Below are 13,750 nucleotides of genomic sequence, written 5' to 3'. Positions count from 1 at the left end.
CGCCCGGTCAAGGCACGGCAGGACTGACGGCCGGTTCCTCCGGCCGCGCGTAGACCTCGGGTGGCTCGGGGAAGACCTTGAGCAGCACCGGGTAGAGCACGGCGGCGGTGAGCAGGGTGGCGGGCAGGCTGATGTCCACGCCACCCGCCACCGCCCGCAGCGGACCGGCGATCATCGGGGTGTTCGCGGTGAGCAGGCCGAGCGCGGTGGCGGGCAGCCAGGCGGCCATCGCCCGCCAGTTCACCCCGCGGGTGAACCAGTACCGCCCGCCGCGGCGGCCCTGGTTGAACACCTGCAGGTCCGCCGGGTCGTAGCACCCGCGCCGCACCAGGTAACCGATCATCATGATCACCATCCACGGCGAGGTGCACAGCACGATCAGCGTGGCGAAGGCGTTGATGCTGGAGACCACGTCCAGCGCGAAGTTGCCGACGAAGATGAACACCACCGACAGCGTGCCGATCAGCAGCGTCGCCCGGATCCGGCTCAACCGCACGAAGATCGAGGAGAAGTCGAGCCCGGTGCCGTACAACGCGGTGGTACCGGTGGACAAGCCGCCGATCAGCGCCACCGCGATGAGCGGAATGGCGTACCACAGCGGGGAAATCGCGGTCAGCCCGGTGATGTAGTCGCCGGCGTCGGTGACCAGGGTGGCCGTGGCGATGCCGAAGCCGAACGGCAGCAGCGTGGCCACCTGCGCCAGGAACGGGGCCGCCAGCAGGGAACGGCGGCTGTGCGTGGCCGGGATGTAACGCGACCAGTCGCCGAGGAAGGCGCCGAAGGAGATCGGGTTCGCCATCACGGTCAGCGCGGCCAGGATCCACGTCGGCCAGAACGAACCGAGCGCGTGGTCACCGGTGCCGGGGAACGCCGGGTCGAATTTCCCACCATATGCGAAAACCCCGAGCAGCATGATGACCGTGCCCAGCACCACCGCGATCCGGTTGATCAGCAGCATGAACCGGTAGCCGTAGAGGCAGACCACCAGCGTGGCGAGCGCGATCACCCCGTAGGCGAGGCCGCGCAGCAGCTCGCCGCCGTCGAAGCCGAACAACCGTTGTGCCGCACCGGCGACCGCGTCCCCGCTGACCCACACCGAGATGGCGAAGAAGGTGATCGCGGTGAGCAGGGACAGGAACGAGCCGACGCACCGGCCGACCACACCGAAGTGCGCCCCGGAGGAAACCGCGTTGTTCGTCCTGGTCACCGGCCCGAACAGGGCCATCGGCGCGAGCACGCAGGCACCGGCCAGCACGCCGGTGACCGTCGCCGCGGCGGCCGCGGGGAAGCTGAGCCCGTAGGCGATCGGCAGCGTGCCGAGGATGATGGTGGCGAAGGTGTTCGCACCGCCGAAGGCGAGCCGGAACAGGTCTCGCGGGCGGGAAGTCTGCTCCGCCACCGGGATCGGCGCGATGCCGTGGTGCTCCACACTGGTGATCTTGGGCATGTCGAAACCGTCTTTCGTTGTCTTCGCGTTATCCGCCGGTGTCACAGTGGTGGGTGATGACCCGACAGCTGACGGTCGCCGCACCGTCCCGCACGGTGGTCGCGCTCGGCGTGGCCGGTGCGGGGCTGGGTACCGCCGTGTCCTGGCTCGACCTGTACCTGCTGTCCTCGGCGCGGGACGAGTGCCTGGTCGGGGTGTCCGCCGTGGAGAACTCCGGCACGCTGGTGTTCTCCGTGCAGCCGGTGCTGTGGGCGGTCAACTTCCTCGCGTTCACCCTGCTCTACGCCGGGCTGTTCCCGTTGTTCCTGGACGGCGACAGCTCCGGGGCGCGGTTCGCCGGGGTGCTGGCCTGCCTGCTGCTGACCGCGGTGCTGGTGGTCGCCTCGGTCTGGGGCAGCATGGCGGTGTGGGCGCCGGAGCCGGTGGCCCCCGGTTGTGCCGGGGGCCACCCGCCGTGGTGGCCGTCGTGGGCCGTGCTGTGAGCTGGTTCCGGGTTATTCGTAACGCGTCATCACGTGCTTGACCCGGGTGTACTCGGCGAACGCATACGCCGAAAGGTCCTTGCCGTGGCCCGAATGGCCGAAACCGCCGTGCGGCATCTCGGCGGCCAGCGGGCCGTGCGTGTTGATCCACACGCAGCCGAAGTCGAGTTCCCCGGAGACCCGCACCGCCCGCGAATGGTCATTGGTCCAGACCGAGGACGCCAGTCCGTACGGCACGTCGTTGGCCAGTTCCACGGCCTCGGCTTCCCCGCTGAACCGCTGCACGGTGATCACCGGCCCGAAGACCTCCTCCTGCACGATCTCGTCGTCCTGCGCCAGCCCGGAAACCACGGTGGGCTCGAAGTAGAACCCGGCGCCGGCCGGGCTGGTGCCGCCGGTGCGCACGGTGGCGTGCGCGGGCAGCCGCTCGATCAGCCCGCGCACCCGGTCCAGTTGCGCGGCGCTGTTCAGCGGCCCGAAGTCGATGCCGGGGCGGTTCGCCGCGGCGGCCTTGGCCAGCACCGCCACGAACTCGTCGTGGATGCGCTCGTGCACCAGCACCCGGCTGCCCGCGGTGCAGTCCTGGCCGGCGTTGTAGAACGCGGCCCCGACGATGCCCGCGGCGGCTTCCTCCGGGTTCACGTCGTCGAACACCAGCAGTGGCGCGTTGCCGCCGAGTTCGAGGTGCGTGCGCTTGAGGTCGGCCGCGGCGACGGTGGCCACGTCGATCCCGGCCCTGGTCGACCCGGTGATCGAAACCAGCTCGGGGACCGGGTGCCGGACGAGCGCGCGCCCGGTGTCACGATCACCGCAGATCACGTTGAACGCCCCCACCGGCAGGAACTCCGCGGCCAGCTTCGCCAGCAGCACCGCGCTGCCCGGCGTGGTCTCGGCCGGTTTGAGCACCACGGTGTTGCCCGCCGCCAGCGCCGGCGCGATCTTCCACACGCCCATCATCAGCGGGTAGTTCCACGGCGCGATCTGCGCGCACACGCCGATCGGTTCCCGCCGGACGGCCGAGGTGTGCCCCGGCAGGTACTCGGCGGACGCGGTGCCTTCGAGCTGCCGGGCGGCCCCGGCGAAGAACCGCAGCGCGCTCACGCTCTCCGGGATCTCCTCTTCGAGCACCACCCGGCGGATCTTGCCGGTCTGGCGGACCTCCACGTCCGCGAACTCCCCGGCCCGCGCCTCCAGCGCGTCGGCGATCTTCAGCAGGGCCAGCTGCCGCCGCGCCGGGGTGCTGCGCCGCCACGCGCGGAACGCCAGCCGCGCCGACTCCAGTGCGGCGTCCACATCGGACTCACCGGACAGCGCGCTGGTGCCGGACACCTCGCCGGTGGCGGGATCGACCAGCTCCAGTACCCGCCCGTCCGCGGCGGGTGCTTCCCCGCCGCCGATGAAGTTGCCGAAGTCCATGCGTTGCCTCACTTGTCGAGGTGGGTGGGTTCGAACATGCGCAGCACCGCGGGCAGCACCACCACGCCGGGCCCCGGCGTGGCCAGCGCGCTCGCCAGGTCGGCCCGCAGTGTGTCCACAGTGGACAGACGAGCTGGGACGCCGAACGCCCTCGCCAGTGCGGTGAAGTCCGGCCGGGCCAGCTCGGTGGCGTGCGGCTGCCCGAACGCGCCGGTCATGTACTCGCGGAGGATGCCGTACCCGCCATCATCGACGATGAGCCAGGTGACGTCCAGGCCGTGCTGCACCGCGGTGGCCAGTTCGGCGATGCCGTACATCGCGCCGCCGTCCCCGGAAACGGCCAGCACCGGGCCCCGGCCCGCCGCGGCCGCCCCCAGCGCCCCCGGCAGGCCGTAGCCCAGCCCGCCCGCTCCCTGCGCGGTGTGGATCGGGGCACCGCCGGCGTCCCAGGCCGACCAGGCCCAGTAACCGAGCACGGTCATGTCCCAGAAGCTCTGCGTGCCTTCCGGCAGCGCCGCGCGGACTTCGGCGAGCACCCGCTGCTCGGCCTCCAGCGGCTGCTTGCCGATCCGCTCGCGGATCCTGCGCAGCAGGCAGGCGACCGCGGCCTCGGCCCGGCCGTCGGCCGCCCGCGACGGCGTCGCCGCCAGCAGCGCGGCCAGGGCGAGCCGGACGTCGGCGTGGATGCCCAGCGCCGGGTGGTTGGCTTCGAGCTTTCCGGCGTCCGCCTCGATCTGGATCACCCGGCCGCGCGGGCGGAACCGGTGGTAGTTGCCGGTCAGCTCGCCGAGGCCGGAACCGAGCACGAGCAGCACGTCGGCGTCGGCGAGGAATTCGGTGGAATGCCAGTCCTCCAGCCAGGACTGGCCGGAGAGCGGGTGGTCCTGGTCGAAGGAACCCTTGCCGCCGAAGGAGGACAGCACCGGCGCCCGGACGAGTTCGGCCAGCGCCCGCAGTTCCGCCTGCGCGCCCGAGCGGACCACGCCACCGCCCGCCAGGATGACCGGGTTCCGCGCCGCGCCCAGCAGCCGGGCCGCTTCGGCGACCAGTTCCGGCAGCGGCGGCAGCGGTCGCGGATCGGCGCTGACCGAGGTGATCGGCGGCAGCGTGGCCGGGGCGAGCAGCACGTCCTGCGGGATCTCCACCCACACCGGCCCGTACGGCACGGTCGCCGCCGATTCCCACGCCTCGCGCAGGGCCGTCGGGATCTGGCTGGCGGTGCGCACCACGTGCGTCGACTTGACCACGTCGCGGAAGCTCGCCCGCTGGTCGGGCAGCTCGTGCAGGTAACCGTGCCGCCCGCCGCCCAGCCCGGCCACCGGGACCTGGCTGGAGATGCCGAGCACCGGCACCGAGGACGCGCGGGATTCCTGCAGCGACGCCAGGGTCAGCAGCGCACCCGGACCGGTGGAGACGATCATCGGGGTCACCGGGACCGGCCCGGGCGGGGCCGCCGCCAGCCGCGCGCGGGCGTGCCCGTCGGCCGCGAACGCCAGGTTGTTCTCCACCCGCGCGCCGACCAGCCGCAGTTCCGGCGTGCGCCGCAGGGCTTCGAACAGGCCGAGCGCGTGCTGGCCGGGCAGGCCGAACACGGTGTCCGCGCCGAGCGCGCGCAGCGTCTCGACGACCAGGTCACCGCCGATCCTCATGCGGACTTCCCGAGCGCGAGCAGGCTGACCAGGTCGTAGGCCACGTGCGAGGCGGCGATGGCGGTGATCTCGGCGTGGTCGTAGGCCGGGGCCAGTTCCACCACGTCCCCGCCGACCAGGTTCAGCCCGCGCAGCCCGCGCACGATCTCCAGCAGCTCGCGGCTGGTCAGGCCGCCCGCCTCCGGGGTGCCGGTGCCGGGGGCGTGCGCCGGGTCGAGCACGTCGATGTCGATGGAGACGTACAGCGGCCGGTCGCCGATGCGCCGGCGCAGCGCGTCGACCGTTTCGGCCACCCCGCGGCGGAGCACGTCGCCGGAGGTGACGATGCCGAAGCCGAGCCGGCGGTCCTCTTCGAGGTCCCGCTTGCCGTACAGCGGCCCGCGCGTGCCCACGTGCGACAGCGCGCTGGTGTCGAGGATGCCCTCCTCGGACGCTCGCCGGAACGGGGTGCCGTGCGTGTACGGCTCACCGAAGTAGGTGTCCCAGGTGTCCAGGTGCGCGTCGAAGTGCAGCAGCGCCACCGGCCCGTGCTGCTTCGCCGCCGCACGCAGCAGCGGCAGCGCGATGGTGTGGTCACCGCCGACGGTGACCAGCTTCGTGCCGTCCGCGGTGAGCGCTTCCGCCTCGTGCTGCAGGGTTTCGATCGCCTCGCCGATGTTGAACGGGTTGATCGCGATGTCCCCGGCGTCGACCACCTGCGCGGTGTCGAACGGCGAGACGTCCAGCTCGGGGTGGTACGGCCGGAGCAGGCGGCTGGCCTCGCGCACCGCGGCCGGGCCGAAGCGGGCGCCGGGCCGGTAGGACACCCCGGCGTCGAATGGCACCCCCACCACGGCGACATCGGCGCGCTCGACCTGGTCCGCCCGCGGCAGCCGGGCGAAGGTGGCGAAACCGGCGAACCTCGGCACCTTCGACGAGTCGACCGGCCCGATCGGGGACTGCTGCGTCACTGCGTGAACTCCTTCTCTGCTTCGACGGTCTCGCGGCCGGAGAGCCGTTCGCTCCACTGGGCCAGGACGGTGGCGGAAGTCGGCGGTGTGCTGAGGCTGACCACGACGTAGACCAGCAGGCTGCTGCCGAGGCCCCAGTAGATCGGCGAGTTCGCCGCCATGCCGTCGGCGATCATCAGCGCGATCGCGGCCAGCGCGCCGACCGCCATCGAGGCGACCGCGCCCTGGCGGGTGCCGCGCTTCCAGAACAGCCCGCCGAGGATCGCCACCAGCAGGCCGCCGACGAGGATGTTGTAGGCGATGGTCAGCGCGGCGACCACGTCGGTGACCACCATCGCGATGCCGATCGCGACCAGGCCGAGCACCAGCGTGGTCACCCGGTTCCGGCTGACCTCCGCGTCCTCGCCCGAGGGCGCCGCCCGGCCGCGCAGCTTGGCCATCAGGTCCGTGGTGCTCACCGTGGAGCAGGCGATCAGCGCACCGCTGGCGGTGGACATCATCGCCGAGAGCGCCGCTGCCAGCACCAGCCCCCGGACCCCGGCGGGCAGCAGGTCCTCGACGATGGTGGCGAAGGCGTCCTGCGCACTGGCGAGCGCCGGGTAGAGCACCTTCGCCGCGGCCCCGATCAACGCGCCCGCCAGACCGTAGACCAGGCAGTAGACCCCGGAGCCGATGCCGCCGGCGGTGGCCACGCGCGGGGTGCGGGCGGTGAACACGCGCTGCCAGATGTCCTGGCCGATCAGCAGGCCGAAGCCGTAGGTCAGCACGTAGGTGATGATCGAGCCGGTGCCGATGCCGGTGAAGTCGAAGAAACTGGCGTCGAGCCGGTCGGCCATGCCGCCGAACCCGCCCGCCGCGCCGACCGAGACCGGCAGCAGCACCAGCAGGATGCCGATGGTCTTGATGACGAACTGCGCGATGTCGGTCAGCGTGATCGACCACATGCCGCCGAGCACCGAGTAGAGCACCACGATGCCGCCGCCGATGGCGATGCCGGTCCACTCCGGGATGTCCAGCAGCACCTTGAACACGGTGGCGAAGGCCAGCGTGGAGGTGACCGTGAGCATCAGCGTGTACGCCCACATCACGACGCCGGAGATGGCCGAGGTGGACCGGCCGCCGTAGCGCAGGTCGAGCATCTCGCTGACGGTGTAGACCCTCAGCTTGACCAGCCGCCGGGCGAACAGCGCGTGCAGCACCAGGATGCCGAGGCCGATCGAGACCACCAGCCAGGCACCGGAGATGCCCCAGGTGTAGCCGAGCTTCACCCCGCCGACGGTGGACGCGCCGCCGAGCACCACCGCCGACATGGTGCCCGAGTACATGAACCAGCCGAGCCTGCGGCCGGCCACCAGGTAGTCGCTCTTGGTCCGCGCCAGCCGGAGGCCGTACCAGCCGATGCCGAGCATGCCGGCGATGTAGAGCGCGATCACCACGTAGTCCGCGACCACGGGTACCTCCTTGGATCCGGGCGTGTCCGGGAAACCGTAGGACCGGATTCCGATCGCCTGAATGGGATGATCCATCCCGATCTGGAGTACCCTCTGGTTGTTGTGTCCAGGAATTCGGAAATCATCGGCACTCCGGTGAACATCCCGTTACGCGCGGTCGTCGGCAATCCCGAGCTGGCCGTGGAAGCGGTCCGCGAGACGCTGCGGCCGGGGGCGCTGGACCGGCCGGTCCGCTGGGCGCACGTGTGCGAGCTGCGTGACCCGTCGCCGTACCTGCTGGGCGAGGAGCTGCTGCTCACCGCCGGGGTGAACCTGCCGTCCGGGCAGTCCGAAGTGGACCGGTACGTGCGCGGGCTGCGGTCGTCGGGCATCACCGCGCTGGGTTTCGGCATCACCCCGCCGCTGCACGAGGAGCTGCCGGAGGTGCTGCGCCGCGCCTGCGCCCGCGCGGGCCTGCCGCTGCTGGTGATCGGCGTGCGCACCCCGTTCATCGCGGTGAACCGCGTGGTCGCGGTGGCGCTCGCCGAGGCCGCGCAGCGCGAGCAGCGGCGCATCACCCAGGCGCGGGAGGCGCTGACCAGGGCCGCCGCCGATGGGCTCGCCGAACTGGCCCGCGAGCTGGCCAAGCACGTCTCCGGCTGGGTGGCGCTGGTCGGGCAGCAGGACGCGCTGGCCGCCGAACACGGGGTGCCGGTGCCGTTCCCGCCGGAACTGGGTGAGCTGTTCACCCGGCTGCGCGGGGGTTCCGGGATCCGCAGCGCCACCACCGAACTGGCCGACGGCACCTTCGTCGTGGCGCAGCCGGTCTACCCGCAGGCCACCGCGTCGCACCTGGTGGTGGTCGGCAGGCGGGCGCGGTTCGACGGCACCGACCGGGCGATCGTGGCGGTCGGCGCGGCGTTGTTCGGGCTGGCCAGCCGCGCCGGTTCGGACACCGCCGGGCTCGGGGGCGCGGTCACCGCGCTGGTGCTGGCCGAGCGCCCGGCCGCGGCACCGCTGGCCGAGCTGCTCGGCGACGGCGCGTACCGGGTGGTGGCCGGCACGGCGCACGGGCCGGGGCCGAGCGACGTCGCCGCCGGGTACGACTGGCTGCGCACCCGCCTCGACACCCCGCTGGTGGAGCTGAAACCGGGCCCGCGCTTCACCGCGGTGGTGCGGGACCCGCCGGACGCCAGGGCCCGCGCGGAACTGTTCGACGCGGGCTGGCTGGTCGTGGTGAGCGCGGCGCACCCCGCCGAGCGCCTGCCCGGCACCGCCGCCGAGCTGGCCGCGCTGGAGCAGCGCGCCCTGGTGCTCGGCCGCCCGGTGCTGGCCGAGGGCAGCGGCCTGGCCGCGCTCGTGCCGCCGGGGCACGCCGCCGACTACGCCGAGCGCACGCTGGCCCCGTTGCGCGCGCTCGGTGACGAAAGCCTGCTGGACACCCTGCGCACCTGGCTGGCGCACCACGGCGGCTGGGACCGGACCGCCTCGGCCCTGGGGGTGCACCGCAACAGCGTCCGGCACCGGATCGGCCGGGTGGAGCGGGTGCTCGGCGTCGATCTGGCCGATCCGGAAACCCGGATGGAGCTGTGGTTCGCGCTGCGGTGGGCGGAGCCGTGATCGCACCGTGTCCGATCAGGTCACTCTCAGGAACGTGTGGGATTGTTAAACCGTGCGGATTCTGGTAGTCGAAGACGAAGAACCCCTGGCCGAGGCCATCGCCAGGGGGCTGCGGCGCGAGGGCATGGCGGTGGACGTCGCCTTCACCGGCGACGAGGGCCACGAGAAGGCCAGCGTCACCCGGTACGACGTGGTGCTGCTCGACCGCGACCTGCCCGGCATGCCGGGCGACGAGCTGTGCAAGGAGATCGTCGAGTCCGGTGAGCTGACCCGGGTGCTGATGCTGACCGCCAGCGGCACGGTCGAGGACCGGGTGGCCGGGCTGTCCATCGGTGCCGACGACTACCTCGCCAAGCCGTTCGCCTTCCCCGAGCTGGTGGCCAGGGTCCGGGCGCTGGGCCGCCGCGCCACCCCGGCCGCACCCCCGCTGCTGACCGCGGGCGACGTCCGGCTCGACCCGGCCAAGCGCACGGTCAGCCGCGCGGGCGGGCCGGTGGAGCTGACCCGCAAGGAGTTCGGCGTGCTGGAGGTGCTGCTCGCCGCCGGTGGTTCGGTGGTCAGCAGCGAGGAACTGCTGGAGCGGGTCTGGGACGAGAACGCCGACCCGTTCACCACCACCGTGCGGGTCACCGTGATGACCCTGCGCAAGAAGCTCGGTGAACCCGGGATCATCGAGACCGTGGTGGGCTCGGGCTACCGGGTACCCGGTGCCGGTCACGGGTGAACCGGCTGATCCCGGCCAGGAGCCTGCGCGCCCGGATCACGCTGCTCTCGACGGTGATGGCGGCGGGCGTCAGCCTGGTCCTGCTGTACCTGGCCTGGTCGCTGGTGGGGGATTCGGTGGCCGCCGTGCCGCAGCTGCCGCCGGGGACCAAGGTCCGGGTCGACGGTGTCGACGTCGACGCCTCGGTGCTGGCCGCGCACCTGCGTGAGCACGCCCGGGACAAGGTGCTCATCGCCGGTGCGGTGGCGTTCTGCTGCGTGGTCGCGGCCACGGCCGTGTTGTCGTGGACGCTGACCTCGCGGGTGCTGCGCCCGCTGCGGGAGATGACCAGCACGGCGCGGCGGCTGTCGGTGGAGTCGCTGGGGGAGCGGATCGGCGTCCGCGGGGCCCGTGACGAACTCGGTGAACTCGGCGCCACGCTGGACGCGATGCTCGACCGGCTGCAGGCCGCCTTCGACACGCAGCGCCGGTTCGTCGCCAACGCCAGCCACGAACTGCGGACCCCGCTGGCGGTCATCCGCACCGAGCTGGACGTCACGCTCGCCGACGAGCAGGCCGACGAGGCCGAGCTGCGCCGGATGGCCGGGGTGGTCCGCGACGCCACCGAACGCGCCGAGCAGCTGGTGAGTTCGCTGCTGCTGCTCGCCCGCACCGACGGCGCCGGCGTCGGCCCGACCGAGGTGGTGGACCTCGCCGCGGTGGTGGGCAGCGCGTGGAACGCGGTGTGGCGGGAGGCCGAGCGGAGGCACCTGCGCACCGACTTCCGGCTGACGCCGTGCCGGTCGGTGGGGGATCCGGCGTTGCTGGAGCGGATCGCCGGGAACCTGCTGGAGAACGCCGTCCGGCACAACGTCGAAGGCGGCTGGATCGAGGCGATCACCCAGCCGGGGCAGCAGTGGACCACGCTGCGCGTGCGGTCCTCCGGTGGCCTGGTCGACCCGGCCACGGTGACCGAGTTGTTCGAGCCGTTCCGCCGCGAGGGGGTCGCCCGCACGGCCCGCACCGGTGCCGGGCTGGGGTTGTCGATCGTGCGGGCGGCGGTGCAGGCACACGGCGGGGTGGTGTCGGCGGAACCCGTGGTGGGTGGCGGGCTCGCGGTGACGGTGCACCTGCCCGCGCTGCGCCGGACCGGCGTGACGGGGTGAGCGAGGTGCTGCTGGCGCGGGCCCACGCGCAGGGGCTGGCCGGTGCGCGTGCCGGGAGTGTGGTGGAGGTCGTGCGCAAGGTGGTCGCCCTGCAGGCGCAGGACACCCGGGCGAACCGCCTGGGCGTGCGCGCCCGGTCCGCCGGGCTGACCGCCGCCGAGGTGGCTGCCGCCTGCGCCGCCGGCGCGGTGGTGCGCACCTGGGCCATGCGCGGCACGCTGCACATGCTGACCGCCGAGGACGCGGGCTGGATCGTCGGGCTGCTCGGCCCGCGGTTCGCCGCGGCGAACCGGTCGCGGCGGCGGCAACTCGGCCTCGACGAGGAGACCACCGCGCGGGGCGTGGCCGCGCTGGAGACCATCCTGGCCGGAAAATCGTTGCCACGCGGGGAGATCGTCGCCGCGCTCGCCGACCACGGTGTGGTGCTGGACCCGAAGTCGCAGGCACCCGCGCACCTCATCGGCTTCGCCGCGATGACCGGGGTGGTCTGCCGTGGCGCCGATCTCGGCGACGAGCCGACGTACGCGTTGTTCACGGACTGGGTCGGTCCACTTCGGACGCTTCCGGAAGAGGAGGCGCTGGCGCGGCTGGCGTCTCGTTATCTGTCCGCGTACGCACCGGCCACCGCCGAGGATTTCGCCGCCTGGTCCGGACTGGCGCTCCGGCAGGCGCGGGCCGGATTCGCCGCCGTTGATCTTCCGGCGGCGGCGGTACCGGACACCGGCGAATTGTCGGTGCGGTTGCTCGGTCATTTCGACACGTATCTGCTCGGTTACCGGAGTCGTGAACCGGCCGTCGCGCCGGAGTTCGACCGGCGCATCCAGACGGGCGGCGGGTTCCTCATGCCCGCCGTGCTGGTGAACGGCCGCGTCGTCGGAACCTGGCGCCAGGCAAGGAAAAACGGCCGGATCGAGGTGTCGGTCCACCCCTTCGGCGAACTGCCCGGCGGAGTGCTGCCCGCGTTGCACGCGGAAGTCGCCGACCTCGGCCGCTTCCTCGGCGGGCCCGCGGTCTTCCATTCAGTGGCCTGACCGCTCAGCCGGTGGTGGTACCGTCGAAGTCATCGGCATTGGGGAGATGCCGGATTTCGAATCCGAGGGGGATTCAGCATATGCACAGGCATTCTCGTGAAAGCTATTACGTGGTGGGCGAAGGTGATCTTTCCTTCGACGCCGAGCGCAATCCGACGAGCAGCCGCCCGTCCGCGCGCTCGGAACTGCGGCGGTTCCGGTTCTCCCGGCTCGGCCCGGTGGGGGAGCCGGTGGATCCCGCGCTGCACCAGGAACTGGCCGCGGCGATGACGGTGGAGCAGGACACCGCCGGCCCGGCCGCCACCGAACCGGTGCCCGCCGGGTTCACCTACCTCGGCCAGTTCGCCGACCACGACCTCACCCTCGACCGCACCGCGCTGGACTTCGGCGAGGACGTCTCGCTGGAGGACCTGATCGCCGGGCGCTCACCCGCGCTCGACCTGGACGCGCTGTACGGCCGCGGCCCCGAGTGCGACGCGCACTTCTACACCGACGGCGTGCACCTCAAGGTCGGCACCACCGCGGCGGTTCCGCTGGACGGCGCGAACAACAACCGCACCGGGTTCGACCTGCCGCGCAAGGGCACCGGCGAGACGAAGGCGGAGGAACGCGCGGCGGTCATCCCGGACGCGCGCAACGACGAGAACCTGGCCGTGGCGCAGACGCACCTGGCGTTCGTCCACTTCCACAACCGGGTGGCCGACACGCTGGCCGCCGAGGGCGTGCCCGCGGCGCAGTTGTTCGAGCGGACCAGGGCCGAGGTGGTGCGGCACTACCAGTGGCTGCTGCGCACCGACTACCTGCCGCGCATCGCCGACCCGGCCGTGGTGGAAGAGGTGTTCACCGGCGGGCGCGAGTTCTTCGAACCGGCCCCGGACGCGCACGACGCGCCCACCATGCCGATCGAGTTCTCCGTGGCGGCCTTCCGCCTCGGGCACAGCATGGCGCGGGCCACCTACCAGTGGAACCGGTTCTTCCGGACCGGCGCACCCGCCGGCATCGCCACCATGCTGCAGCTGTTCATCTTCAGCGGTACCTCCGGCACGCTGTCGCCGACCGGCAACCCGGCCGACCTCGACGACCCCAACGCGGGCACCTTCCTGCGGCTGCCGACCAACTGGATCGTCGACTGGCGGCGCCTGCACGACTTCCCCGGTGCCGGGCGGCCGGACCTCGGTGTGCCCGAGAGCGAGGGCAACCTCGCGCGGCGCATCGACACGCTGCTCACCAATCCGCTCGCCACCCTGCCCGCCGGTACCTTCGGCGGGCGCGGCGCCGGCCTGCCCCCGGACGACATCCAGCGGAACCTGGCCTACCGCAACCTGATCCGGGCGAACATGGTCAGGCTGGCGTCGGGGCAGCAGCTGGCGGCGTTCTTCGGGGTCAAGGAACTGACCCGGGACGAACTGCTGACCGGGGACGGGCAGGGCGCGAACCTGGCGGCGCTGAGCGAGGAGCACCGGGAGGCGCTGGCCGCCCGCACCCCGCTGTGGTTCTACACCCTGCGCGAGGCCGAGGTGAACGGCGGCAAACTCGGTGCGGTCGGCGCCAGGATCGTGGCCGAGGTGTTCAGCCGGTGCATGGACGCCGCGCGCCACTCGATCCTGCGGGAGCCGGAGTGGCGTCCCAGGTTCGGCACCGCGGAAGGCCGCTTCGGCATGGCGGACCTGCTGCTGTTCGCCTTCGACGGCGATCCCGCCCGGTTGAACCCCCTCGGCGACTGATCCACGCCGTGGTGGGGGGGGGGGGGGGGGGGAAAAAAAAAAAAAAGGAAAAAAACAAGGAGGAGAAAGAGGGGGAAAGAGGGAAGGAGCGGGCACAGGGCAACAAAAAAACAAACCGCAAGCCGACGGTGA

The 13,750-nt window shown here is 72.3% G+C and carries 11 protein-coding genes; 6 read left to right on the top strand and 5 right to left on the bottom strand.

The features are described from left to right. Nucleotides 1-7: 7 nt before the first annotated feature. Nucleotides 8-1,447, bottom strand: coding sequence for a purine-cytosine permease family protein (locus AC07EG_RS16005; RefSeq protein WP_478253844.1), 1,440 nt, complete (start codon nt 1,445-1,447; stop codon nt 8-10). Nucleotides 1,448-1,503: 56 nt separating this feature from the next. Between AC07EG_RS16005 and AC07EG_RS16000 the strand changes: the two genes are divergently transcribed. Further along, complete coding sequence (locus tag AC07EG_RS16000) at nt 1,504-1,929, top strand: hypothetical protein (RefSeq protein WP_478253843.1); 426 nt, start codon at nt 1,504-1,506, stop codon at nt 1,927-1,929. A gap of 12 nt (nt 1,930-1,941) precedes the next feature. On the opposite strand, the gene AC07EG_RS15995 is transcribed toward AC07EG_RS16000, so the two are convergent. The 4 genes from AC07EG_RS15995 to AC07EG_RS15980 are packed head-to-tail and all read right to left on the bottom strand — an operon-like array spanning nt 1,942 to nt 7,395. After that, nucleotides 1,942-3,345, bottom strand: coding sequence for an aminobutyraldehyde dehydrogenase (locus AC07EG_RS15995; protein ID WP_478253842.1), 1,404 nt, complete (start codon nt 3,343-3,345; stop codon nt 1,942-1,944). A gap of 8 nt (nt 3,346-3,353) precedes the next feature. Continuing rightward, nucleotides 3,354-4,994, bottom strand: coding sequence for a thiamine pyrophosphate-binding protein (locus AC07EG_RS15990; protein ID WP_478253841.1), 1,641 nt, complete (start codon nt 4,992-4,994; stop codon nt 3,354-3,356). Next, nucleotides 4,991-5,944, bottom strand: coding sequence for an agmatinase (gene speB, locus AC07EG_RS15985; protein WP_478253840.1), 954 nt, complete (start codon nt 5,942-5,944; stop codon nt 4,991-4,993). The genes AC07EG_RS15990 and speB overlap by 4 nt, the downstream gene beginning before the upstream one ends. Next, nucleotides 5,941-7,395, bottom strand: coding sequence for a sodium:solute symporter family protein (locus AC07EG_RS15980; RefSeq protein WP_478253839.1), 1,455 nt, complete (start codon nt 7,393-7,395; stop codon nt 5,941-5,943). The genes speB and AC07EG_RS15980 overlap by 4 nt, the downstream gene beginning before the upstream one ends. A gap of 102 nt (nt 7,396-7,497) precedes the next feature. On the opposite strand from AC07EG_RS15980, the gene AC07EG_RS15975 reads away from it, so the two are divergent. The 5 genes from AC07EG_RS15975 (at nt 7,498) to AC07EG_RS15955 (ending at nt 13,618) form a co-directional block, all read left to right on the top strand. Beyond that, complete coding sequence (locus AC07EG_RS15975; protein WP_478253838.1) at nt 7,498-8,994, top strand: PucR family transcriptional regulator ligand-binding domain-containing protein; 1,497 nt, start codon at nt 7,498-7,500, stop codon at nt 8,992-8,994. Between the two features lie 52 nt (nt 8,995-9,046). After that, a complete protein-coding gene (locus AC07EG_RS15970) occupies nt 9,047-9,718 on the top strand; it encodes a response regulator transcription factor (RefSeq protein WP_478253837.1) in 672 nt (223 codons plus the stop codon). A 56-nt stretch (nt 9,719-9,774) separates the two neighbouring features. Then, complete coding sequence (locus tag AC07EG_RS15965; protein WP_478253932.1) at nt 9,775-10,863, top strand: sensor histidine kinase; 1,089 nt, start codon at nt 9,775-9,777, stop codon at nt 10,861-10,863. Beyond that, on the top strand, nt 10,860-11,894 hold the full coding sequence (locus tag AC07EG_RS15960) for a winged helix DNA-binding domain-containing protein (RefSeq protein WP_478253836.1): 1,035 nt from the start codon (nt 10,860-10,862) through the stop codon (nt 11,892-11,894). The genes AC07EG_RS15965 and AC07EG_RS15960 overlap by 4 nt, the downstream gene beginning before the upstream one ends. A gap of 113 nt (nt 11,895-12,007) precedes the next feature. After that, complete coding sequence (locus tag AC07EG_RS15955) at nt 12,008-13,618, top strand: peroxidase family protein (RefSeq protein ID WP_478253835.1); 1,611 nt, start codon at nt 12,008-12,010, stop codon at nt 13,616-13,618. The last annotated feature ends 132 nt before the right edge of the window (nt 13,619-13,750 follow it).

Source organism: Amycolatopsis sp. NPDC045836, assembly GCF_056431745.1.
Note: the sequence above shows the minus strand (reverse complement) of the source record. Positions and strands in the feature narration are given on the sequence as shown.